Here is a 23795-nt window from a genome sequence, read left to right as displayed (position 1 = left end):
CAGACCGTGTCCGCTTCAGATAAAAAAGCTCGCCCGGGACGCAGCTTCGCAGTGCTGGGAATCTTCTCCGCACTGCTTGCTGGTCTTGTAGCCCTGGGAGTTGCGTTCTCCTCGGCGACCTGGGCCCCGAAGCTCGCCCTAGACCTCGAGGGCGGCACCTCGATCATCCTGGAACCCCAGATCGAAGATCAGCAGATCACCAAGGAACAGCTGGAACAGGCCGTCGAGATCATCCGTCAGCGCGTCGACTCCACGGGTGTGTCGGAAGCTGAGATCTCCACGCAGGGTGACCGCAACATCGTTGTTAACCTGCCCGGCAACCCCGACGAGAAGACCCGCAACCTGGTCCGCTCCTCGGCACAGCTGTCCTTCCGCCGCGTAGCCTTCGTCGGCCCACCCGAATCCGCTGCTGCACAGGAAGAACAGCAGAAGGAACAAGAGGACGCAAACAAGAAGAAGTCCGAGGGCCTGTCTGACGAAGACAAGAAGCGGATCGAAGACCTCATCGGTGACCAGGAGGGCGAACAGGAAGACGGCGACGCTCCCCAGGGCGGCGGAACCGCAGCCGCTCCCGCCGACGGCGAAGACGCGGACCAGCCGGCTGACGAAGATGCTCCCGCAGCACCTGCAGAGGGCCAAGAGGACGACGGCAAACACCCCCGCTTCGACCCGATGACCGACACCAGCTGGCAGTCGCAGAAGGTCATGAAGGAATTCACCGAACTCGACTGCACCGACCCCGCCAACCGCACCGGCGGCAAGCAGACGCCGGCAGATAAAGTCGTCGTCGAATGTGCGCAGGACGGTTCGGCTAAATTCGTGCTCGGCCCGGTTGAGCTTTCCGGTGAGCACGTCAAGGACGCCTCCTACGGCTTTGAGACCTCGGCTTCTGGCCAGCAGACGAACCGTTTGGCCGTGACGATGGAATTCGATGAGGTCGGCCGCAAGGTGTTCGGCGAAATCACGCAGACCATCACCGGTCAGCAGGAGCCGTACAACCAGTTCGCAATCGAACTTGACGGACTCGTGCTGTCCGCCCCGGCCTCGCAGTCAGCCGTGACCGACGGCCGTGCGCAGATCACCGGCAGCTTCTCCGAAGAAGAAGCGCAGACCCTGTCAAACCAGCTGAAGAACGGTGCTCTGCCGATCTCCTTCCAGGTGCAGTCCGAAGAGCAGATTTCGCCCACCCTCGGTGCTGACTACCTGCAGAAGGGCCTCATCGCCGGTGCTATCGGTCTGCTGCTCGTGGTTCTGTACTCCGTGCTGCAGTACCGAGCGCTCTCAACCGTGACGATCGCCAGCCTCGTGGCGGCGGGTATTCTCACCTACCTCCTGCTGCTGTTCGCGTCCTGGCGCTACGGATACCGTCTTTCGCTTGCAGGTCTGGCCGGCATCATCATCGGCATCGGCATGACGGCCGACTCGTTCATCGTGTACTTCGAGCGCATCCGAGACGAAATCCGCGACGGCCGTCGTCTGACGTCCGCGGTGGAAGTCGGCTGGGTGCGCGCACGTCAGACGATCTACGCCTCAAAGGCAGTCAACATGCTGGCGGCTGTCATCCTGTACATCCTCGCTGTCGGCTCGGTGCGAGGCTTCGCCTTCACCCTGGGCCTGACGGTGATCGTTGACGTCATCATCGTCGTGTTCTTCACCCACCCGATGCTGCAGCTGCTGGCCCGCACGAAGTTCTTCGGCGAAGGCCACCCGATGTCCGGTATGGACCCCCGCCAGTTGGGTGTCAAGCCCGCCGCCTACCGCGGTGCCATGGGGCTTGACCTCGAAAAGGCGAAGCAGAAGAGCACCGGACGCTCCGCTGAGGAAGCTGAGAGGCGCGAAAGTGCGCGCAAGCGCAGGGAGCGCGACACCTCGTCATCGCTTGCCGCACGCAAAGCAGCTGCCGCCGCCGAAGAAGCAGGAGAAGACTGATGAAGAAGTTCTTTGATTTCGGCAACAAGCTGCACTCGGGCGAAGTTTCGATCCCGTTTGTGCGCAAGCGCAAGCTGTGGCTGGGACTTGCCGCGCTGCTCACCGTCCTGTCGCTCATGGTGCCCGTTGTCCGTGGCATGGCGGGTGCGGAGCCGTTCAACCTCGGGATCGCCTTCACCGGCGGTTCGGAATTCCAGGTCGACCACGTTGACTCGTCCGCCGAAGCGCAGGCGAACAAGGCCGTGACCGACGCCGTGCCCGGTGCTGAACCGCGCACCGTGCCGACCTCGAACGACTCGCTCAAAATCGAGACGCGTCAGCTCAATGACGATGAAATGCAGAAAGTGCGCGATTCGCTCATTGAGTCCTTCGAAGTCAGCGCGGAGAACGTGACATCGAACTTCGTGGGCCCGCTGTGGGGACAGAACATCACCAAGAAGATGACCCTCGCACTGGTCATCTACGTGGGTCTGGCGCTGATCATCATGGCGCTGTACTTCCGCACGTTCAAGATGTCGCTGGCGGCGATCGTCGGTCTGTTCTTCGTCATGGTGCTCACCACGGGCATCTATGCGGCAACCGGCTTTGAGATCACTCCCGAGGCGATCATCGGCTTCCTCACGGTTCTTTCGTTCTCGCTGTACGACACCGTGGTGGTGTTCGACAAGATACGCGAAACCACAAAGGGCTTTGAAGACAACCGCAAACAGACGTTCTCGTCGCTCGTGGAGCTTGGTGTCAACCAGACGACCGTCCGTTCGATCAACACGACAGCCATCGGCGCCCTGCCGATCGGTGCGATTCTGTTCATCGGCGTGTTCCTGCTGGGCGCGGGAACTCTCACCGACATCGCGCTGTCGCTGTTCGTCGGAACGATCGTCGCCACGGTCTCCACGCTGTTCGTCGCTTCGCCTCTGTACGCAGTTCTGCGCGGCACAGAGGAAAAGGTGCGCGAGCAGGAGCGCCTGGTCCGCGAGACCGCGAAGCCTACGGCCGAAAAGGAGCCGGTCGCATCGTGACCCCATGACGGTACGGTCCGTGTTCTGATCCCGAAGGTGCTTCCCCACGCGTACAATGGGGAAGCACCTTCGGCGTTTCAGAGGGGAAGATGACTCAACAGCCACGCTCAGGTTCCGGTCGACGCGGACTCAGCCGTCGCTTTGCTTTTTGGACGGCGCGCGCGCAGAACAGCCCGCAGACGCCGAAAGTCCTGGCCCCGCTGCTGCAGATCGTCAAAGAAAACCATCCGAAGCTCGACACGGATGTGATCCTCCGGGCGTACCGTTTGGCTGACAAAGCCCACAAGGGGCAGATGCGCCGAAGCGGCGATCCCTACATCACGCACCCGGTCGCAGTTGCGACGATTCTCGCCGAGATCGGTATGCCGCCCATTACGCTCGCTGCAGCGCTGCTGCACGACGTTGTGGAAGACACCGACTATTCGCTTGACTATGTGCGCGAAGAATTCGGCGTCGAAATCGCCGTCATGGTCGACGGCGTTACAAAGCTCGACAAGATCGAGTACGGGCAGGCTACCCAGGCCGAAACAGTGCGCAAAATGGTCATCGCCATGTCGCGCGATATTCGGGTGCTCGTCATCAAACTTGCCGACCGACTGCACAACGCGCGCACGTGGAAGCACGTTTCCCCTGAATCCTCATCGCGCAAGGCACGCGAAACCCTCGACATCTACGCACCCTTGGCTCACCGCCTCGGTATGAATACCATCAAGTGGGAGCTTGAGGACCTGTCTTTCCAGGTGCTCTACCCCAAGGTGTATTCCGAGGTTGTGCGCCTGGTGGCCGAACGCACTCCCGAACGCGACAAATACCTGGGCATCGTCGCGAAGGAACTCGGTGCGGAACTTGCTGAAGCGCACATTGATGCGGACATCACCGGCAGGCCCAAGCACTACTACTCGATCTACCAGAAGATGGTCGTCCGCGGCCACGATTTCGAAGACATCTACGACCTCGTGGGCGTGCGCGTGCTGGTTGAAACCGTCCGCGAATGCTATGCGGTTCTTGGCCTTGTCCACTCGCACTGGAGTCCGGTTGCCGGTCGCTTCAAGGACTACATTGCGATGCCGAAGTTCAACATGTACCAAAGTCTGCACACGACTGTGATCGGCCCGTACGGCAAGCCTGTTGAAATTCAGATTCGCACCCGCGAAATGCACCGCAGGGCAGAGTTCGGTGTCGCAGCCCACTGGAAGTACAAGAACCGGGGCGGCACTGCAGCTACTCTTGGGGCAGCCGGGGCCCGGACTGCGAAAGTCGGCGACGGCGGTGAAGTCGACCAGGTGGCGTGGCTGCGTCAGCTGATGGACTGGCAGAAGGACGTCCAGGACCCTGATGAATTCCTCGACAGCCTGCGCTACCAGGTCAATGCGCAGGACGTCTACGCCTTCACACCGAAGGGCGACATCAATTCGCTGCCGTCCGGTGCGACGCCGGTTGACTTCGCCTACACCGTTCACACCGAGGTGGGGCACAAGACAATCGGCGCCCGCGTCAACGGACGACTTCTGCCGCTGGACACCGCGCTGAAGAACGGCGACGTTGTTGAGATCCTCACCTCGAAGGACGAAAACGCAGGCCCCAGCCGCGACTGGCTGACCTTTGTCGCTTCGGCGCGTGCACGCAACAAAATCCGCCAGTGGTTCTCCAAGGAACGGCGGGAAGAGGCAATTGAAACCGGCCGCGAACAGCTGGCCCGGGCCATGCGCCGACACCACCTGTCGGCCGAAAGGCTCATGAGCAGCGAAGCGCTCGAAGCCGTCACCACGGGGCAGCACTTTGACGATGTTTCCGCTCTCTACGCGGCTATCGGCAACGGCACGATCTCTGCTGCTCACGTGGTTGATCTGCTGGCGCGGGAAGTAGAAAACGACACCGAAGACGTCGAAGAGACCTCACCCGTCCCGCCCTCGAACGCCTCCGGTCGTTCCCGCGGACACCATTCCTCCACCTCGGGTGTGCGGGTCAAGGGTGTTGACGACATCCTCATCAAGCTGGCCCGCTGCTGTACTCCCGTTCCCGGTGACGACATCATCGGCTGGGTGACCCGCGGTGACGGAGTATCGGTGCACAGGACTGACTGCCGTAACGTTGCTCAGCTGAAAGCCTCGCCCGAACGCATCATCGACGTTGAGTGGGTGGGCGATGCTCGCGGCGTCTACCTGGTGCAGATCCAGGTCGAAGCGCTTGACCGGGCGGGTCTGCTGTCCGACATCACCAAGGTCCTCACCGACAACCACGTCAACATTCTGTCCGCCACGATCGCCACGTCGAAGGCACGCGTTGCGCAGTCGCGCTTCGTCTTCGAAATGGGGGACTCGGGCCACCTCGAAACGGTTCTCAAAGCCGTGCGCAAGGTCGACGGCGTTTTCGACGTCTACCGCATCACCGGCTAGCCGCCGGGTAAACCGCCTTCCGCCAGAGGTCTGTTCGGGTCACAGGCCCGCGTGCGAGGCGGGGTCAATTGAACGCAGAAGCCTGCGGATCTCGACAACCCCGGGACGGCGAAAGGAATCCTCCGCCAGTGCTGCCAACGCCCTGCGCTGCTGTGGGGCCGTGGGAGCGAGCACCGAACGAGCGGCCCGTTTGCGCTGCGTGAGGTCCTCGATCGGCAGAATGCAATCGACAACAAGGTCGAAAAGGGTTTTGAGCGGTTCCGTCACACGGCAGTCGCCGAACTCCCGGTACTCGTCGCCGCCTAAGCTCCGTTCCCACACAGCGGTGCCTTCAGGTACGCGACGCACACGGCGTCTGACCAAAGTTGTAACGTCCAGCAGTGCGGGAGCCTGTGCGCTGCCCCACCACACCCAGTGCGCAGCCGCGTGGGAAAAGGCCGTCCCGTGAATCGGCGGGGCGCCGAGAGCGGCGGCGCGCAGCTTGGGCGTCAGCACCGCACCCGCGCGTATCCATGCGGTTTCCGTCAGCTGTACCAGCAGGCCGTCGCGTCTGAGCGCATACAGCTGGAGTGCGCTCAGCGGCTGTCCGGTGCGAATGATCGTGTCCATGCATCCACTTTCCGCGGTGGACCCCGGTGAAACAAGAGGCCCCCGAAAGCTGTGGATAACTTTCGGGGGCCTGCGTCGGCTTAACGTGCTGTCAGCGGATGTCAGCTGAAATCAGCGGCTGTGCGGCGCAGCTGTTCAAGCCACTGTTGCTTGGTGGCGAGCTCGTCACGCAGCTTGGCCGCCGTGGCTGAATCGCCGTCAGCTTCGGCCTTGTCCGCTTTTTCCTTCAGCTGGGCTGTCTGCTGTTCCAGCTGTGCGAGCATGCCGGAAGCGCGGTCCTGCTTGTCGGGGTCGGTGCGCTTCCATTCGGCCTGTTCGGCGTCCTCAATTGCGCGTTCGACTTCGCGCAGTCCGTTTTCCATGCGGCTGATGTCAGCGCGGGGGACCGGGCCGGCTTCTTCCCACTTGTCATGGATGGTGCGCAGCTGTTGTTTGGCCTTCTTGTGGTCCTCAATCGGCAGTAGTGCCTTGGCCTGGGCCAGCAGCTCCTCTTTCACTTCGAGGTTGCCGCGGTACTCTTCGTCGCGTTCGGCCTGGTCGGCGCTGCGGGCTCCGAAGAACTTGTCCTGTGCGGAGCGGAAGCGCTCCCACAGTTTGTCGTCGTCCTTGCGCTGGGCTCGCGGTGAAGCCTTCCACTGGCTCATGAGGTCGCGGAAACGGCTGCTGGTTTCGCGCCACGCGGTCGAATCGGCAAGCTGTTCGGCTTCTTCGACGATCTTCTCTTTGATCTTCTTGCCTTCGGCACTGCGCTTGTCGAGTTCGGCGAAGAATTCGCGGCGCATCTTCTCAAAGGAACCGCGGGCTTTTTTGAAGCGGTCCCACAGTTCGGTGTCCTGGGCGCGGGGAATGCGCGGGAAGCTCTTCTGGATGTCCTTCCATTCGTCGAAGAGTTCGTTCATCTTCGCCGAGGTGTTCTTCCAGTGGATGCTGCCGGGAGCCTGGGCGATGAGCTCTTCTGCGCGCTCAATGACCGTCATGCGCTTCTGCACGCCTTCTTCGCGCGCCTTTTCGTGGTCTGCAGCCTGTTCTTTCGCAGCATCTTTCGCACGCTTCTCGAGCTTGTCGAGGCGCTCCTTCAGGCCTTCGACATCGCCGACCACACGGGCTTCGTCAAGGTCGTTCCGTGCTTTTTCGACCGAGCGGATGATGTCGTCGGCTTTCGTGCCGGCTGCCAGGCGCTCTTCCAGTAGGTCAACAGCCGATGCGTGTTCGAGGAAGCGCCGAGCGTAGAACTCAAGCGCCTGCTCTTTCGAGGCCGAGGGGTACTGGCCGACGACAACCTCGCCTTTCGAGGTGGTCAGGTACACATTGCCTTCGTCGTCTGCGCGTCCGCAGTTCATGGCCGCGATAAGCGCCTCTGAGCTGGGCTGAGCGGGTGCTGCTGCGGCGGCTGGGCGAGGAGCCGGCTTGGGGACGGGGCGCGGCTTGGGAGCGGGTGAGTCGGTCATCGTCTGCCTTCGGTTTTGTCTGCAATACGGCGCCCGCGGGCGCGAAACACTGCCAGCATAGCGATTCTTCGGCTTTTCTGTGCGGTTGTTGTGGACTGTTCGGCTGCTCGGACAAGGATTTGCTCTGCCCGATCGCCCCGGCAGGCGCTTTCACATGAGCTACCGCACTGGTGTCGGGCCCGCTGTGCGGCCTGTCGTCAGTTGTCATTAGACTGTCGCCTATGCGCATCCTCAATTCAGAAGCCCCTTTTCTGGGCGTCAACTGCTACGCCGTTGCCGCGGACAACGGCAGCGACTGCGTGCTCGTCGACGCCGGATACGGCAACACGGATGCTCTTGCCGCTGGACTGCAGCAACACGGCCTGACTCCCGTCGCTGTTCTTCTGACCCACGGTCACGTCGATCACGTCCTGGGACTGCCCGACTACATGCGGCACTGGGACGTTCCCGTGTGGTTGCACGAAGCCGATGTCTACCGGCTCGATGACCCTGCCGCGACCATGTCGGCGCAGTTCCAGCCCATGCTCGCCGATGTTCTGCAGGGGTGGGCACCACCGACACCCGAATCCTTTGCCGACGGCCATGAGTGGGATCTTGCCGGCCTGCAGATCTCTGCTCATCATCTTCCTGGTCATACGGAGGGCTCTACGGTCTTCTCCGTCACAGACGGTTCCGACAGGGTGTACTTCAGCGGTGATGTCCTGTTTGCCGGATCAATCGGCCGGACGGACCTACCTGGGGGAGACCACGCCACCATGCAGGAGTCCCTGGCCGCTCTGCGCACATTCACACCAGCACCCGTGTACCCGGGCCACGGCCCCGGCACAGAACTTTCCCACGAAGTCGCAACCAACCCCTTCCTTGTCGGCTGAGTCCGACCTATCGTTTCCGAACTACGGATTTTTCAAGGAGCACTGTCATGTCCAAAGCCGCAAAGCTGTCGGGTTTCCCCGAATGGCTTCCGCAGGACCGGATCATCGAGGAGCGCGTCCTCGATCTGCTCAAGCACACCTTTGAACTCAACGGCTTCGCTGCGGTCAACGTGCGCGCTGTCGAACCGCTTTCGATCCTCGCCAAAGACGGTGAGATCGACAAAGAGATCTTCACCCTCGGGAGGCTTCACTCGGAGGGCAAAGAGCGCAACCCGCTGGGCCTGCACTTCGACCTGACCGTGCCGACCGCACGCTACGTGCTGGAGAACGCCGGTCACCTGAACTTCCCGTTCAAGCGCTACTCGATTCAGCCGGTGTGGCGCGGTGAGCGCCCGCAGGACGGTCGCTTCCGCGAATTCATTCAGGCGGACATCGACGTCATCGGCGATGAGGTCCTCGCCGACCACTTCGAAGTTGAAATCCCGCTGGTCATGGTGCAGGCGTTCGACGCTCTGCGCGAACTCGGCGTGCCGGAAGCGGGCATCGTTGCCAACAACCGCAAACTCCTCGAGGGCTTTGCCCGCGGACTGGGGCTGGACGACGTCACCTCGGTCCTGCGCGCCATCGACAAGCTCGACAAGATCGGCCCGGAAAAGGTCGAAGAGCTGCTGATCGAAACAGCTGGAGCAGACCAGGCACAGGCCAAGCAGTGCCTGCGCCTGGCAGAAATCGAATCGGGAACTTCGGCATTTGCCGAAGACGTCATCGCCCTCGGTGTTGAGCACCCGCTGCTGGATGAGGGAATCGCCACTCTCGTCGCGCTTCTCGATTCGGCCGACCGTCTGCACCCGGGAGCCGTAAAAGCCCAGCTGAAGATCGCCCGCGGCCTCGACTACTACACCGGAACCGTGTACGAAACCTTCCTCAAAGGCCACGAATCCCTGGGCTCGGTTGCCTCCGGCGGCCGCTACGACGCACTGGCCAAAACCGATAAGAAGGTCTACCCCGGCGTGGGCATGTCGCTCGGGGTCTCCCGCCTCATGTCACGCCTTGTCGGAGCCAACCGTGCGCTTACAGCCACCCGCGGTGTGCCGACCGCAGTGCTTGTCGCAGTGACGACAGAAGAGCAGCGCGCGGAAGCTGATCAGATCGCCACGGCGCTGCGGCGGCGGGGCATTCCGGTCGACGTTTCCCCATCGGCTGACAAGTTCGGCAAGCAGATCCGCTTTGCCGAACGCCGGGGCATTCCCTTCGTGTGGTTCCCATCGGCCGAAACCGGCAGCGAAGTCAAAGACATTCGGACCGGCGAACAGGTTTCAGCAGACCCGGACCTGTGGGCACCGCCGGAAGAGGACATCTGGCCCCGCGTGCTCCGCGTTGACGCCGAATGAACCCCCGCCGAGATCGCTAAACTGAACACAGACACCCTCGAAACAACCTCCAAGGAGACCGCGCAGTGCTGAGAACCCGCGAAGCAGGATCCCTGCGTCTGACCGACAAGGGCCAGACCGTCACCCTCACCGGATGGGTCGACCGTCGCCGTGACCACGGCGGGGTTGCATTCATCGACCTCCGCGACGCCTCGGGCATTGTGCAGGTCGTCGTCCGCGAAGACGTCGCCGACCGCCTGCGCAGCGAATCCGTCATCAAGGTGACCGGAAGCGTCGAAGCCCGCCCGGAAGGCAACGCCAACCCGCAGCTGCCCACCGGTGACATCGAAGTGGTAGACACCCAGGTCGAACTGCTCAGCCTGGCTGAAGCCCTCCCGTTCCAGGTGTCCGACCACGCTGAGGACTCCGGCCAGGTGGGTGAAGAAACCCGCCTGCGCTACCGCTACCTCGACCTGCGCCGTTCGGAACAGGCACAGCGCATGCGTCTGCGCTCCAACGCAAACCGCGCAGCCCGCCGCGTGCTCGACGACCACGGTTTCATCGAAGTGGAAACCCCCACGCTTACCCGTTCCACCCCGGAAGGTGCGCGCGACTTCCTCGTGCCCGCTCGCCTCAAGCCCGGCTCCTGGTACGCACTGCCGCAGTCCCCGCAGCTGTTCAAGCAGCTGCTCCAGGTGGGCGGCATCGAGAAGTACTACCAGATTGCCCGCTGCTACCGCGACGAAGACTTCCGCGCTGACCGCCAGCCGGAATTCACCCAGCTCGACATTGAAGCTTCCTTCGTCGAACAGGAAGACGTCATCGCAATTGCCGAAGACATCCTGCGCGAAGTGTGGGCTCTCATTGACGTGGAACTGCCCGCCTCGATTCCGCATATGACCTACCACGAGGCCATGGCCCGCTACGGTTCGGACAAGCCGGACCTGCGCTTCGACCTTGAACTGACGGAACTGACGGAGTTCTTCAAGGACACGCCGTTCCGCGTTTTCCAGGCTCCCTACGTCGGTGCTGTCGTCTACCCGGGCGGTGCTTCGCTGCCGCGTCGCCAGCTGGATGCGTGGCAGGAGTGGGCCAAGCAGCACGGTGCCAAGGGTCTTGCCTATGTGCTCATCGGCGAAGCCGGTGAACTCGGCGGTCCCGTCGCGAAGAACCTGTCGGATGCCGAACGCGCAGGCCTGCAGGAAGCTGTCGGCGCATCCAATGGTGACGCTATCTTCTTCGCAGCCGGCGAAAAGAACGCATCGCGTGCCCTGCTGGGTGCCGCCCGCGGAGAAATCGCGGAGCGCACCGGCCTGATCAAGGACGGCGACTGGGCCTTCGTCTGGATTGTCGACGCACCCATGTTCGAATCGGCTGAAGAAGCCGAAGCCGCCGGCGATGTCGCTGTCGGCAGCGGACGCTGGACCGCAGTCCACCACGCCTTCACGGCACCCAAGCCGGAACACCTGGACACCTTTGACCAGGATCCCGCATCGGCTCTGACCAACGCCTACGACATCGTGTGCAACGGCAACGAAATCGGCGGCGGTTCGATCCGCATCCACCGCCGCGACATCCAGGAGCGCGTGTTCAAGGTCATGGGCCTGGACGAAGAAGAAGCCCAGGAGAAGTTCGGCTTCCTGCTCGAAGCTTTCAGCTACGGCGCACCCCCGCACGGCGGCATCGCCTTCGGCTGGGACCGCATTGTGGCCCTGCTGGCCGGCACCGATTCGATTCGCGACGTCATTGCCTTCCCGAAGACCGGTGCGGGCTACGACCCGCTGACGGCCGCCCCGGCGCCCATCACCGCGCAGCAGCGCAAGGATGCCGGCGTTGACGCCAAGCCGAAGGAATCAAAGGACGCCTGATTGGCTGACCTGTTCTCCGCGGAGCCCGAACCGAACGCCGGTTCGGGCTCCGCTTCTGCTCTTGACCCGCTGGCAGTGCGCATGCGCCCGCGCACAATGGACGAAATAGCGGGACAGAAGCACCTCACGTATCCCGGATCACCGCTGCAGCAGCTGGCCACCTCGCAGGCCGGTTCGAAAGCCGGTCCCAGCTCGGTCATTCTGTTCGGCCCGCCCGGGGTCGGCAAAACCACGATTGCGCACGTGGTGTCCCACGCTCCCGACCGTTCCTTTGTCGAACTGTCGGCGATTTCGGCAACCGTGAAAGACGTCCGCCAGGTCATCGAGACCGCGCGAAATGACCGTGACCTCTACGGACGCACAACGGTTCTGTTCCTCGATGAGATCCACCGGTTCACAAAAGCCCAGCAGGACGCACTGCTGCCGGCAGTCGAGAACCGGCTTGTTGTGCTGGTTGCCGCAACAACGGAAAACCCGTCCTTTTCTGTTATCGCCCCGCTCGTGTCGCGCTCACTCGTGCTGCAGCTCGAACCTCTGAGCGAAGACGACATCCGCTCACTCATTGAGCGCGCCTTGCACTCACCGCGAGGTCTGGCCGGCGGCTATGAACTCGAGGAAGACGCTCTTGAGCACATAGTGCAGACCGCATCGGGGGACGCACGGAAGTCCCTGACCGTTCTCGAGGCGGCCGCCGGCATCGCCGAGGCCCGAGCCGAGGGCGGGACTCCTGTCATCACGGAAGCCGAGGTGCTCGAAGCCGCCAACGAAGCCCGGGTCCGTTACGACAGGGCGGGGGACCAGCACTACGACGTCGTGTCGGCGTTCATCAAGTCGATTCGCGGCTCCGACCCGGACGCTGCGCTGCACTATCTTGCGCGCATGATCTCGGCGGGGGAGGACCCCAGGTTCATCTGCCGCCGCATCGTGATCTCGGCTTCGGAGGACATCGGCATGGCAGACCCGCAGGCACTGACGGTTGCAGTCTCCGCGCAGACCGCGGTCGAACGGATTGGGATGCCCGAAGGGCGGATCCCCATGGCTCAGGCAGTTGTATATCTGGCCTGCGCGCCGAAGTCGAATGCTTCCTACAAGGCAATCGGAGAAGCTCTGGCCGACATCAAAAAGGGAAGCTTCGGCGAAGTTCCCAAACCGCTGCGCGATGCCCACTATCCCGGAGCAAAAGCACTCGGCCACGGGGTCGACTACCGCTACTCGCACGACTATCCGTACTCCGTTTCACCCCAGGAGTACATGCCCGAACCGCTGCGCGGCAAGCGCTACTACCGGCCCACCGTCAACGGAGCCGAACGCACAATGGAAGACCGTCTGGCCGCCCTCGAAGCGCTGCGCAGCGGCCGACCACAGCGCACGGACAGTGCTGAAAAAGTCGAGCCGGCACAGACAGAAGGCAAACAGGAAGACTGACAGCGCCACCTCGTGAGGGGAGCGTGGGCGACGACACGCCAGCCCGCATTGTGCCCCGGGCTGTCAATGAACTAAACTGGGTCGCTGTTGTGCCTCATATGAATAGGCGGTCGTGATCATTCGACCTCGCGATGATCACCTCTTTCCCACAGGGGGAAACAACAGCTTCTGATCCGACCGAGGCATGTCGGCCGAAGCACAATACTCTGAAAATGAAAGGTGAACATGGCTCCGTCACGTTCACGCCGACAGGTCCGCCTGTCGCGCGCTCTCGGCATCCCGCTGACCCCGAAGGCTGAAAAGTACTTCGAACGCCGTCCCTACGCTCCCGGTGAGCACGGCCGCGCACGTCGCCGCAACGACAGCGACTACTCGGTCCGTCTGAAGGAAAAGCAGCGCCTCCGCGCTCAGTACGGCATCCGCGAAGCTCAGATGCTCAACCTGTTCAAGGAAGCAGCCCGCACCCCCGGTCTGACCGGTGAAACCCTGGTCGAGCTGCTCGAAATGCGCCTGGACGCCCTCGTCCTGCGCGCTGGCTTCGCCCGCACCATCGCTCAGGCACGCCAGTTCGTCGTTCACCGCCACATCATGGTGGACAACCAGCTGGTCGACCGTCCGTCCTACCGCGTCAAGCCGGGTCAGATGATCCGCGTGCGCGAACGTTCGGTCGGCATGGACCCGTTCCAGGTTGCCGCAGCCGGTGCACACCGCGACGTTCTTCCGACCGTTCCCGGTTACCTGACCGTGAACCTTGAGGCACTGCAGGCCACCCTGGCCCGCCGCCCCAAGCGCGAAGAAGTCCCCGTCACCTGTGACGTCCAGATGGTCGTCGAGTACTACTCGCGCTGACCTGCTTTATTCAAGTGCCCGGGCCGTGTCGGCCCGGGCACTTGTTGTTTGTCGGTGCACTAGACTCGACAAAGCACGCGTCCTGCCTGGCAGGCTGCCAACACCCAAACGGAAAGGCCCGGAATGAAAACTGCTGAGATCAAGCGCCGGTGGCTCGAGTTCTTCGAGTCGAAAGGGCACACCGTCGTTCCCTCGGCCTCGGTGATCAGCAACGACCCGTCGATCCTGTTCAACATCGCGGGCATGGTGCAGTTCATTCCGTACCTTTCCGGCGACGTCCCCGCCCCCTACCCGCGCGCCACGAGCGTGCAGAAGTGCGTGCGCACCGCAGACATCGAAGAGGTCGGCAAAACCACCCGCCACGGCACGTTCTTCCAGATGAACGGCAATTTCAGCTTCGGCGACTACTTCAAGCGCGAAGCCATCCAGTTCGCGTGGGAACTGCTCAGCACCCCCGAAGACAAGGGCGGTCTGGGCTTTGACCCCGAACGCCTGTGGGTCACAGTCCACCGCGAAGACGAAGCCTCGATCGAACTGTGGCTGGAAGAAACCGACATTCCGCGTGAACGCATTCAGTCCCGCGGAAACGAAGACAACTTCTGGCACACCGGCCAGCCCGGGCCCGGCGGCTACTGCTCGGAAATCTACTTCGACCGCGGCCCCGACTACGGTGTGGAAGGCGGCCCGGAAGCCGATGAAGACCGCTACATCGAAATCTGGAACCTCGTGTTCATGGAATTCGAGCTCTCCGAGGTTCGCTCGAAGACCGATTTCGACATCAAGGGCGAACTTCCCGCAAAGAACATCGACACCGGCATGGGCCTTGAGCGCGTTGCTTTCCTTAAGCAGGGCGTCGAGAACATGTACGAAGTCGACGAAGTCTTCCCGGTCATCAAGGCGGCCGCGGACATGGCAGGCATTTCCTACGGCGATGGTGAAGAAAACGATGTGCGCCTGCGCGTCGTGGCCGACCACGTGCGTTCCGCGCTCGTCATCATCGGCGACGGTGTTCGTCCCGGCAACGAAGGGCGCGGGTACATTCTCCGCCGTCTGCTGCGCCGCTCGATTCGCGCTATGCGCCTGCTGGGTGTGAAGGACGAGGTCCTGCCCTCACTCCTGCCGGTGTCTCGCGACGCCATGAAGGAGTCCTACCCCGAACTTGAAAAGGACTTCAAGCGCATCTCGCAGGTTGCCTACGCAGAAGAGCGGGCGTTCCTGCGCACACTGGAATCCGGCACCCAGCTGCTGGAGAACTCTGTTGCAGAGATCAGCCGCGGCGGAACACTGTCCGGTGATGTCGCCTTTGCACTGCACGACACGCACGGCTTCCCAATTGACCTGACCCTCGAAATGGCAGAAGAAGCCGGTGTGAAGGTCGACCGCGAAGGCTTCGAAGCGCTTATGAAGGAACAGCGCACCCGCGCTAAGGCCGATGCAAAGGCCAAGAAGGGCGGACTGCAGACCGACCTGAGCGCCTTTGCCGCTCTGCGCGAAGGCGGTCCCAGCGAATTCGTCGGCTATGACGCGCTCGTGGCTGACTCCACTGTGCGCGGCCTGGTTGCAGACGGTGCCTCCGTTCCCGTGGCACGCGCTGGCGAAACCGTCGATGCCGTTCTTGACCTCACGCCGTTCTATGCCGAATCCGGTGGTCAGACGTCCGACATCGGCATCTTCGTGGGCGACGGCTTCAAGGCGCGGGTCCACGATGTGCAGAACCCGGTTGCCGGTCTTGCCGCCCACCGTATCGAGATCCTCGAGGGCGAACTTGAAGCGGGCGCCAGCCTGTCAGCGCAGGTCGACTCCGAACACCGCTACCAGGCTCAGCAGGCTCACTCGGCAACCCACATGATTCATGCCGCTCTGCGCGAAGTCCTGGGTGAAACCGCAACGCAGGCCGGTTCGCTCAACCAGCCCGGCTACCTGCGCTTCGACTACTCCTACCCGGAGGCCATGACCGCGCAGATGCGGGCTGAAGTCGAAGAAGCCGCAAACCTGGCAGTGCGCAACAACTTCGAAGTCGGCTACGAGTACATGTCCTACGAGGACGCCAAGAAGTCTGGTGCGACCGCCCTGTTCGGCGAAAAGTACCCCGAGATCGTCCGTGTGGTCGACATCGGCGGTCTGTGGTCGCGCGAACTCTGCGGTGGTACGCACGTGAAGTCGACAGCTGAGATCGGCCCGATTTCGCTGTACTCCGAAAGCTCGGTCGGCTCCGGCACGCGCCGTGTGGAAGCCAGTGTCGGCCTTGACGCGATTCGCTCGCTGTCGAAGGAACGCGCCATCGTTCAGGCGCTGTCTGACCTGCTCAAGGTGCCCGGTCCGGAAGTCTTCGACCGCGTTGGCGGTCTGCTCGGCCGCATTAAGGAAGCCGAGAAGACCATTGCGCAGCTCGAACGCGACAAGGTGCTGGCCGGTGCGGGCCAGGCTGCGCAGGATGCGCAGACCGTGGGAGATGTGCGCTTTGTCGGCGTCAACCTCGGCGAAGCCGGCGGCGGTGACGTGCGCACCTTTGCACAGGACGTCAAGCAGCGCCTGGGCGACACTGCCTCCGTCGTTGCCGCATTCGGCGCTGCCGGCGGACGCCCCACGGTTGTCGTGGCGGTCAGCCCCGCAGCACAGGAGCTCGGCTTCAAAGCCGGTGACCTCGTCAAGACCGCAACCGGCGTGCTCGGTGGCGGTGGCGGAGGAAAGCCCGACCTCGCCCAGGGCGGCGGTCAGGATGCCTCCAAGATCGATGAGGCGATCGCGGCTGTCCGTCGTGAACTTCAGGAGCGCGGGTGACGTTTCGACGAGGACGACGGCTGGCGGTTGATGTCGGCACGGTCCGCGTGGGCGTTGCCGCGTGCGATCCCGACGGCATCCTCGCCAGCCCTGTCGGGACGCTCTATCGGCGCGAAGGCGACGAGGCCGTGCTGAAGCAGTTCGCACAGCTCATCGAAGAATACGAGCCGATCGAAATCATCAGCGGCAAACCCACGTCGCTCGACGGCAGGCAGCGGGCATCCGCGAAAAAAGCTCTGGCTTTCACGGAACAGCTGTCCCGTGCCGTGGGCATGCCCATCAAACTCATGGACGAGCGGTTCTCGACTTCGCAGGCGCACGCGCAGCTTGCCGAAGCGGGACGGAACTCAAAGCAGCGTCGCGAAATCGTGGACGCGCAGGCAGCCGTCATCATCCTGCAGAGCGCCCTCGAATACGAGCGCTCCAATGGGCCGCTGACGGAATCTGTCGGCGTCGGGGAGGAGCCCGCATGAACAGCCTCGTGGACGAATTCGGCACGGACACGATGACCCGTGCCGAACGCAGAGCACGGGAACGCCGCAAGAAGTTCCGCAGGCGCCGCCTGGTTGCGATCCTCGTCATCGCTGTGCTTCTGCTGGGCGGAGGTGCGGTCGTCGGAGTGCTCACAACGAAGAACTCTCTGGGCGATGCGCTGCTGAGCCGGGGTGACTACGAGGGTGAGGGCAAGGACGAGGTCAAAATCTCGATCGCTCCGGGCTCATCTGCTGGTCAGGTTGCCAATCAGCTGGTCGATGAGGGCGTCATCAAGGCAGCCGGTCCGTTCCTCAAGCAGATTGAGGAGCGCGAGATCGTCATTCAGGCGGGTACGTTCACTATGCGCCGCGAGATGAGCTCGAAGGCGGCAGCTGATGTTCTGGAAGCTGCTGAGGCGGCGAACAAGCTGACTTTGGCCGAGGGCAACACGATCAAGGTGCTCAAGAAGAAGCTTGCCGAGCACGAATTCTCCGAGGACGAAATCAACGCGGCCCTTGATGACAAAAAGCCGAAGGACTACGGGCTCGATGTCGATGCGCCGAGTCTCGAGGGTTATCTGCACCCGGCGACATATGAAATCCACGCTGATACGACGCCGGAAAAGCTTGTGCAGTCGATGGTCGACGGCACGAAGAATATGCTCAACGAGCAGGCCATCAGCAATGACGACGCCAACTACTTCATGACTCTGGCCAGCCTCGTGGAGATCGAAGCGACCGGTGATCCCGAGGTGCGCGCCAAGGTTGCTCGAGTGTTCATCAACCGTCTGTCCAAGGACTCCGAAACCCACGGCTACCTGCAGTCTGATGCGACCGTGGCCTATATCTTCGGAGCCCGACAGGATCTGTCGACTACGGCCGAGCAGCGCAAATCCGACAGTCCATACAACACGTACAAGCACAAGGGCCTGCCGCCCGGACCGGTGAACTCGCCGTCCGACGGTGCCTTCGCCGCGGCAAAGAACCCGGCCGAGGGCAAATGGGAGTACTTCGTGGCAACTGACCCGGATAAGGGCGAAGTGAAGTTCGCCGAGACCTATTCGGAGCACGAAAAGAACGTCAAGGAATACCAGAAGTGGCTCAGGGAGCACCGCGAAAAGAATGGCTGACACACAGCTTGCCGTCCTCGGTTCGCCGATAGCCCACTCACTGTCGCCGGCTCTGCACGCTGCGGCATACCGCACCTTGGGCTGGGACTGGGCGTACGGGCGGTTTGAAGTCGCCGAGGCGGATCTCGCCTCTTTTCTCGACGCTCACTCAGGCTGGGCTGGGTTTTCTTTGACCATGCCGCTCAAAACCGAGCTGGTTCACTTGGCCGGGCAGTGCGGATGGGCCGTTGATGACACCGCCCGGCTGACCGGCGGGGGAAACACGTGGGTAGGCGGTCCGGTGCCAGGGGTCTACAACACCGATGTGTACGGCATTGAACAGGCTCTGCGTGAAGTGCGCGCGGACGTGTCCGCGTGCGCTGTTGTCGGCAGCGGAGCGACAGCGAAGTCCGCGGTGCTCGCCGCTGTGCACCTGGGCGCTGAACGGGTCGATGTGTACGCCCGGTCTGCACATAAAGCCCAGGCCCTGGCCGATTTCGCCCAGTACCTCGGCGCGCAGTCGCACACACAGGCAATAGGGGAGCTCCACCTCGCCAGCTGCTCGACAGTCCTGTCGACCCTGCCCTCGGGGGTTCTGACCGAAGACTCCCTGGAGCTGCCGGAGAACTGCCAGACGACTGTTTTCGAAGCCGGCTATGCCCCCGGCGGCTTTTCGCTTGCCAGGGCCGCAGCCGAGCGCGGCGGAACAGCGGTGTCCGGGCAGCGCATGCTCATCCATCAGGCCATTCGCCAGATTGAGCTGTTCGGCATCGCCCAAGGACAGCTGGCAGGTCCATTCGACGCACAGACACTCACCGCTTTGGAAGAAACGATGACTCAGGAGGCGCAAACACTGTGAATGACACTCTGACGCTCGGCTTGGCGCTGCTCATAAGCTCAGCTCTCAGCGTCGGAACGAGTCTTGTCATCCGCTTCCGCTTCGCCGACATCATTCACGACGAAGCGGGACTGCGCCTGCTGATCGGCCAAGGCACCTGGCCACACAAACCGCCGCGCTTCCTGGCGGTTGTGTTCACGGCTATCGCCTTCGTTCTGGCTTGGTTGGCCGCCTTCATCACCCCGGTTGTCTTCGGCGATGAACTGGGAACCCTCTTTCCCGTCTCCGCGCTGTCGCTTCTTGCCGGAGCCACCGGCTGGCTGTTCTGGATCGACAGCAGAATCCACCGCCTGCCGGACAGGCTCGTGCTTCCACTGGGTGCGGCCATGTTCCTCGTGACCGCCGTCGGCCTGGTGGTGGGGTACTTCGAAACCGTCAAAGCCGCGCAGACTGCCGGCATCCGGGGCCTGATCGGCGCAGCGATTGTCGTGGCGGTCTTCGGTGTTCTCAACCTCGTGGCCTACGTGGGCCGCTGGGACACTATCGGCTTAGGCGATGTGAAACTCGGCGCGCTCATCGGACTGGCCGTTGGGATGGTCAGCCTGTGGGGCCTCATAGTGGTCTTGGCAGTCGCCAACGCATCCGCTCTCGTGTACTGGATCAACACCAAGTTCATTAAACGCGCCAAGGTTACCCACATCGCTTTCGGACCACATCTGCTTATCGGCACGTGGACTGCCGTTCTGCTCACGCCGCTGGCTTTGTAGACTCTGAAGAATGTTGAGATGGTTGACCGCCGGCGAATCCCACGGCGAAGCTCTGACGGGCATTATCGAAGGCCTGCCCTCCCACGTCCCCGTGACGTCCGAGATGATTTCGGCCGCCCTGGCCAGACGCCGCCTGGGCTACGGGCGCGGGGCGCGAATGAAGTTCGAAGCAGATGCCGTTCGCGTGCTCGGCGGCGTTGTCCACGGACGCACCCTGGGATCGCCGATCGCAATTGAGGTCGGCAACACCGAATGGCCCAAGTGGGAAAAGGTCATGAGCCCCGACCCGGTAGACCCGGCCGCACTCGAAGGCCAGGCCCGGGCTCAGGCTCTCACTCGTCCTCGTCCCGGCCACGCCGACCTGGTCGGCATGGAGAAGTACCGCTTCGACGAGGCCCGTCCGATCCTCGAACGGGCATCTGCGCGTGAAACCGCGATGCGCGTTGCCCTGGGTGCCGTCGCACAGTCATTCCTGTCAGAACTCGGCATCACGCTGGTCTCGCACACCGTGTCGATTGGGCCTGTCGAAGGCTCCCGCGTTGCGGCCCGCCCCACGGCTGCCGATGTCGAGGCACTCGATGCGGACCCCATGCGGTGCTTTGATCAGGAACTGTCGGCTCGCATGGTCGCAGAGGTCGACGACGCCAAGAAGTCCGGCGATACTCTTGGCGGCGTCGTCGAGGTCGTTGCCTACGGACTGCCAGTCGGTCTGGGTTCCCACGTGCACTGGGACCGTCGCATTGACTCTCGCCTTGCGGGAGCCCTCATGGGCATTCAGGCCATCAAGGGCGTTGAAGTCGGCGACGGGTTCGAAACCGCGCGTCGCCGCGGATCCCAGGCACATGACGAAATCGGCCTCGACGGAGACAGCGCCGTGCGTGCAAGCAACCGAGCCGGCGGAACGGAAGGCGGTATGACGACGGGCGAACCGCTCGTTGTGCGTGCAGCTATGAAGCCGATCGCCACCGTGCCGCGCGCCCTGGGCACAATCGACGTGCAGAAGAGGGAAGCCGCAAAAGCCCACCACCAGCGTTCGGATGTCTGCGCTGTTCCAGCCGCGGGCGTTGTCGCCGAAGCGATGGTGGCTCTCGTCATCGCCGAAAGCGTCACCGAGAAATTCGGTGGGGACTCGCTTGAAGAAACCAAGCGCAACCTCGACGCCTACGTGGCCCAACTGAACTTCCCGACGACATGACCGAACGGCCGCTGCCACGACCGGCCCCGCCCGTCGACCCCGTCCCGGCGGCCGGAGCGCGCATTGTCATGGTCGGCCCACCCGCGGCGGGAAAATCAACCATTGGGCGGCTGATCGCCGAGCGGCTCGACATTCCCTTTGTCGACACCGACCACCGGATTGCCGAACTCTACGGGCCGATCCCGCAGATCTTCGCCGAGCGCGGTGAGGACCGCTTCAGGGAATACGAGCGCGCCGTTGTGCGCCGTGAACTGCGGCGCCTGCTGGAACGGCCGGGAGTCGTGTCGCTCGGCGGCGGTGCGGTGCTCAACCCGGGTACGCGAGCTCAGCTCAAGCATCCTGCGATCAAGACGATCGCCATTGAGATCGACAGCACGACAGCCGTGCAGCGCCTCGGCGGTTCCAGACGACCGCTTCTGGATGACAGCGATGACCCCGGTGCCCGCTGGCAGCGAGTGTTCGACGAGAGGCGAAGCCTGTACGAAGAAGCCGCAACGGCTGTCATCCAGGCCGATGACGGTCCGCCGTCAACGGCAGTCAACAGAATCATCGGGATCATCACCGGCCTGCAGCGGGCCGAAGAATACGAAAAATTCCGTGAAAGCAGCCAGGAACAGGAGTTGCAGTGACAGAAGCAGTCGTGCCGGTCAGCGCCGGGGGAGACTACGACGTTGTTATCGGACACAAGCTCATGCACCGACTGCCGGAGCTCATCGGCGGTCGCGCGCAGAAAGTGCTCATCATCTACCCGCGGGCACTGCGGACAACCGGTGACCTCGTCCGCGACGATCTCCAGGCGGCAGGCTACGAGGCTCTCGCGGCAGAGATTCCGGATGCTGAAGAGGCTAAGCACAGCCGTGTAGCCGAATTCTGCTGGAAGATCCTCGGCCAGTCCGACCTCACCCGCACTGACGTCATCGTCAACGTCGGCGGGGGAGCAGTGACCGACCTGGGCGGCTTTGTCGCCGCCACGTGGCTGCGCGGCATCCGCTACATCAACATCCCCACGACGGTGCTCGGCATGGTTGATGCTGCAGTGGGAGGCAAAACCGGCATCAATACGGAAGAGGGCAAGAACCTTGTCGGCGCCTTCCACGCGCCAGCGGGTGTTCTGTGCGATCTGGAAACGCTGGGCACTCTGCCGCCGAACGAACTGTTCACGGGTCTTGCCGAAAGCGTCAAGTGCGGTTTCATTGCCGATCCGGAAATCCTCGACATCATCGAAAAGACGCCCAAGGATTCACTTACCGACCCCGAATCGCCGGAGCTGTTTGAGATCATCCGCCGCTCCATTGCAGTCAAGGCGGCCATTGTGAGCGAAGACTTTCAGGAATCGGGCAAACGCGAATTCCTCAACTTCGGTCACACCCTGGGCCACGCGATCGAACGCCTGGAGCGCTACCAGTGGCGCCACGGGGCAGCGGTTGCCGTCGGCATGATGTTCGCCGCGGAGCTGTCGGTGCTCACCAAGAACCTGTCGGAGGAAAACGTCAACCGTCTGCGCGGCATTCTTGAGCACCTGGGTCTGCCCACCGGCTACCGCGGTGACAAATGGCCACAGCTGCTCGACACCATGCGGCGGGACAAAAAGGCCCGCGGTTCGCTGCTGCGGTTCGTCGTCCTTGAGGACATCGGCCGCCCGGCCGTGCTGGAGGCAACCGACACATCGCTGCCGTTCAGCGCGTACACCGCAATCGGAACAGATTCGCCCATCACGCGGCTGAGCTGAGCACTGATACAATCGACGGGGTTTTCGCCCATTCATTCAATGAAGGAGAAACGTGGCAACGACGAATGATCTGAAGAACGGCATGGTGCTGGTTCTCGACAACGAACTGTGGCAGGTGCTGGAGTTCCTGCACGTCAAACCCGGCAAGGGCCCGGCTTTCGTTCGCTCCAAGATCAAGAACGTTCTGTCAGGCAAGATCGTCGACCGCACGTTCAACGCGGGCACCAAGGTGGAGACAGCCACGGTTGACCGCCGCGACATGCAGTACCTCTACAACGACGGCACCGACTACGTCTTCATGGACGAGAAGGACTACGAGCAGGTGTCCATCGGCCCCGACCTCGTGGGCGACGCTGCCAACTTCATGCTGGAAAACCAGTCTCTGCAGATTGCCTTCCACGAAGGCAACCCGCTCTACGTTGAGCTCCCGCCGATCGTCGAACTGACGATTGCACACACCGAACCCGGCCTGCAGGGCGACCGCTCTTCCGGCGGCACCAAGCCGGCAACCCTGGACACCGGATACGAAATCCAGGTTCCGCTGTTCCTCGAAGAGGGCACCCCGGTGCGTGTGGACACTCGCTCCGGTGAGTACCTCGGGCGCGTTCGCGATTGAGCGCCCGCAGCCGCGCCCGCCGCAGGGCGCTCGAACTTCTCTTTGAAGCCGGGGAGCGCAAGCTGGATGAAAACGAACTCATCCAGCTGCGCTCCGGCGACCCCGAATACCCCATGAAGGAGTACGCGGTCGAAATCGTGCGCGGTGTTGTTGAGCACCGCGACGACATCGACTCCACCCTGCGGGAGTACTCGGAGTGGAACGTCGACCAGCTGCCTAAGGTCGACGTGGCTCTGCTGCGCATGGGCCTGTGGGAAGTTCTCTACAACGACGAACTCGACGATCCGGTTGCGATCGACGAAACCGTCAGCCTCGCCGCGGCCTATTCGACCGACGATTCGCCGGCATTCATCAACGCGCTCCTAGACCGTGTGAGCAAGCAGGGGAAGAAGGACCGCGGCACTTCAGACCAGGCTGCGTCACAACCGCAGCCGGACTCAGCACAGTCCGACGAAGGCTCAGACGAACAGGACTGATCCGGGTTCGGCTATGCTGATGGAAA

20 protein-coding genes are annotated in these 23795 nt (G+C 62.7%); 18 read left to right on the top strand and 2 right to left on the bottom strand.

Going from position 1 to position 23795, the window contains the following annotated elements:
- Positions 1–6 precede the first annotated feature (6 nt).
- The 3 genes from secD to HMPREF3092_RS01000 all read left to right on the top strand — a co-directional run bounded on the left by secD (position 7) and on the right by HMPREF3092_RS01000 (position 5344).
- Positions 7–1929, top strand: a complete 1923-nt coding sequence (secD, locus tag HMPREF3092_RS01010; RefSeq protein ID WP_070423528.1) for a protein translocase subunit SecD — start codon at positions 7–9, stop codon at positions 1927–1929.
- Positions 1929–2948, top strand: a complete 1020-nt coding sequence (gene secF, locus HMPREF3092_RS01005) for a protein translocase subunit SecF (RefSeq protein ID WP_019175141.1) — start codon at positions 1929–1931, stop codon at positions 2946–2948. Before secD ends, secF begins: the two co-directional genes overlap by 1 nt.
- Before the next feature lie 89 nt (positions 2949–3037).
- Entirely contained in the window at positions 3038–5344 is a 2307-nt protein-coding gene (locus HMPREF3092_RS01000; RefSeq protein WP_070423527.1) for a RelA/SpoT family protein, read from the top strand.
- Between the two features lie 39 nt (positions 5345–5383).
- Here the strand turns inward: HMPREF3092_RS01000 and HMPREF3092_RS00995 are convergent, their stop codons facing one another.
- Positions 5384–5953: a hypothetical protein gene (locus HMPREF3092_RS00995; RefSeq protein WP_019175139.1), complete on the bottom strand. Its 570-nt coding sequence runs from the start codon at positions 5951–5953 to the stop codon at positions 5384–5386.
- A gap of 101 nt (positions 5954–6054) precedes the next feature.
- A complete protein-coding gene (locus HMPREF3092_RS00990) occupies positions 6055–7401 on the bottom strand; it encodes a DUF349 domain-containing protein (protein ID WP_070423526.1) in 1347 nt (448 codons plus the stop codon).
- A 221-nt stretch (positions 7402–7622) separates the two neighbouring features.
- On the opposite strand from HMPREF3092_RS00990, the gene HMPREF3092_RS00985 reads away from it, so the two are divergent.
- From HMPREF3092_RS00985 to nusB, 15 genes are all read left to right on the top strand, one after another.
- Entirely contained in the window at positions 7623–8273 is a 651-nt protein-coding gene (locus HMPREF3092_RS00985; RefSeq protein WP_019175137.1) for an MBL fold metallo-hydrolase, read from the top strand.
- 47 nt (positions 8274–8320) lie between these two features.
- Positions 8321–9664, top strand: coding sequence for a histidine--tRNA ligase (hisS, locus tag HMPREF3092_RS00980; protein WP_070423525.1), 1344 nt, complete (start codon positions 8321–8323; stop codon positions 9662–9664).
- Between the two features lie 65 nt (positions 9665–9729).
- Complete coding sequence (gene aspS / locus HMPREF3092_RS00975; protein ID WP_070423524.1) at positions 9730–11511, top strand: aspartate--tRNA ligase; 1782 nt, start codon at positions 9730–9732, stop codon at positions 11509–11511.
- Complete coding sequence (locus HMPREF3092_RS00970) at positions 11512–12936, top strand: replication-associated recombination protein A (protein ID WP_070423523.1); 1425 nt, start codon at positions 11512–11514, stop codon at positions 12934–12936.
- A gap of 225 nt (positions 12937–13161) precedes the next feature.
- Positions 13162–13785, top strand: coding sequence for a 30S ribosomal protein S4 (gene rpsD / locus HMPREF3092_RS00965; protein WP_019175133.1), 624 nt, complete (start codon positions 13162–13164; stop codon positions 13783–13785).
- Positions 13786–13908: 123 nt separating this feature from the next.
- A complete protein-coding gene (gene alaS, locus HMPREF3092_RS00960) occupies positions 13909–16566 on the top strand; it encodes an alanine--tRNA ligase (RefSeq protein ID WP_070423522.1) in 2658 nt (885 codons plus the stop codon).
- The gene (gene ruvX / locus HMPREF3092_RS00955; protein WP_019175131.1) at positions 16563–17039 is read left to right on the top strand and encodes a Holliday junction resolvase RuvX; all 477 of its coding nucleotides are present in this window, start codon (positions 16563–16565) and stop codon (positions 17037–17039) included. Before alaS ends, ruvX begins: the two co-directional genes overlap by 4 nt.
- Entirely contained in the window at positions 17036–18169 is a 1134-nt protein-coding gene (gene mltG / locus HMPREF3092_RS00950; protein WP_019175130.1) for an endolytic transglycosylase MltG, read from the top strand. The genes ruvX and mltG overlap by 4 nt, the downstream gene beginning before the upstream one ends.
- Positions 18162–19007: a shikimate dehydrogenase family protein gene (locus HMPREF3092_RS00945; protein WP_070423521.1), complete on the top strand. Its 846-nt coding sequence runs from the start codon at positions 18162–18164 to the stop codon at positions 19005–19007. The genes mltG and HMPREF3092_RS00945 overlap by 8 nt, the downstream gene beginning before the upstream one ends.
- On the top strand, positions 19004–19753 hold the full coding sequence (locus tag HMPREF3092_RS00940; protein ID WP_070423520.1) for an A24 family peptidase: 750 nt from the start codon (positions 19004–19006) through the stop codon (positions 19751–19753). Before HMPREF3092_RS00945 ends, HMPREF3092_RS00940 begins: the two co-directional genes overlap by 4 nt.
- A gap of 10 nt (positions 19754–19763) precedes the next feature.
- Positions 19764–20948: a chorismate synthase gene (gene aroC, locus HMPREF3092_RS00935; protein WP_070423519.1), complete on the top strand. Its 1185-nt coding sequence runs from the start codon at positions 19764–19766 to the stop codon at positions 20946–20948.
- Positions 20945–21577, top strand: a complete 633-nt coding sequence (locus tag HMPREF3092_RS00930; protein ID WP_061943049.1) for a shikimate kinase — start codon at positions 20945–20947, stop codon at positions 21575–21577. Before aroC ends, HMPREF3092_RS00930 begins: the two co-directional genes overlap by 4 nt.
- Complete coding sequence (gene aroB / locus HMPREF3092_RS00925; protein ID WP_070423518.1) at positions 21574–22677, top strand: 3-dehydroquinate synthase; 1104 nt, start codon at positions 21574–21576, stop codon at positions 22675–22677. The genes HMPREF3092_RS00930 and aroB overlap by 4 nt, the downstream gene beginning before the upstream one ends.
- 52 nt (positions 22678–22729) lie before the next feature.
- Positions 22730–23293 (top strand): elongation factor P, encoded by a 564-nt coding sequence (efp, locus tag HMPREF3092_RS00920; protein ID WP_061943046.1) that lies wholly within the window; start codon positions 22730–22732, stop codon positions 23291–23293.
- Positions 23290–23769: a transcription antitermination factor NusB gene (nusB, locus tag HMPREF3092_RS00915; RefSeq protein WP_070423517.1), complete on the top strand. Its 480-nt coding sequence runs from the start codon at positions 23290–23292 to the stop codon at positions 23767–23769. Before efp ends, nusB begins: the two co-directional genes overlap by 4 nt.
- The last annotated feature ends 26 nt before the right edge of the window (positions 23770–23795 follow it).

Origin of the sequence: Brevibacterium sp. HMSC24B04 (genome assembly GCF_001806835.1) — a bacterium.
Lineage (GTDB): Bacteria > Actinomycetota > Actinomycetes > Actinomycetales > Brevibacteriaceae > Brevibacterium > Brevibacterium ravenspurgense.
The sequence above is the reverse complement of the archived record's forward strand: the minus strand, read 5'-3'. Positions and strand labels throughout refer to the sequence as shown.

Excerpts from the sequence above, each read along its gene's own strand:
- HMPREF3092_RS00995 (WP_019175139.1), bottom strand. The coding sequence starts at position 5,953 with ATGGACACGATCATTCGCACCGGACAGCCGCTGAGCGCACTCCAGCTG.
- HMPREF3092_RS00930 (WP_061943049.1), top strand. The coding sequence starts at position 20,945 with ATGACCGAACGGCCGCTGCCACGACCGGCCCCGCCCGTCGACCCCGTC.
- HMPREF3092_RS00945 (WP_070423521.1), top strand. The coding sequence starts at position 18,162 with ATGGCTGACACACAGCTTGCCGTCCTCGGTTCGCCGATAGCCCACTCA.
- aroC (WP_070423519.1), top strand. The coding sequence starts at position 19,764 with ATGTTGAGATGGTTGACCGCCGGCGAATCCCACGGCGAAGCTCTGACG.
- rpsD (WP_019175133.1), top strand. The coding sequence starts at position 13,162 with ATGGCTCCGTCACGTTCACGCCGACAGGTCCGCCTGTCGCGCGCTCTC.
- hisS (WP_070423525.1), top strand. The coding sequence starts at position 8,321 with ATGTCCAAAGCCGCAAAGCTGTCGGGTTTCCCCGAATGGCTTCCGCAG.
- HMPREF3092_RS01000 (WP_070423527.1), top strand. The coding sequence starts at position 3,038 with ATGACTCAACAGCCACGCTCAGGTTCCGGTCGACGCGGACTCAGCCGT.
- alaS (WP_070423522.1), top strand. The coding sequence starts at position 13,909 with ATGAAAACTGCTGAGATCAAGCGCCGGTGGCTCGAGTTCTTCGAGTCG.
- mltG (WP_019175130.1), top strand. The coding sequence starts at position 17,036 with ATGAACAGCCTCGTGGACGAATTCGGCACGGACACGATGACCCGTGCC.
- HMPREF3092_RS00990 (WP_070423526.1), bottom strand. The coding sequence starts at position 7,401 with ATGACCGACTCACCCGCTCCCAAGCCGCGCCCCGTCCCCAAGCCGGCT.
- secF (WP_019175141.1), top strand. The coding sequence starts at position 1,929 with ATGAAGAAGTTCTTTGATTTCGGCAACAAGCTGCACTCGGGCGAAGTT.
- HMPREF3092_RS00985 (WP_019175137.1), top strand. The coding sequence starts at position 7,623 with ATGCGCATCCTCAATTCAGAAGCCCCTTTTCTGGGCGTCAACTGCTAC.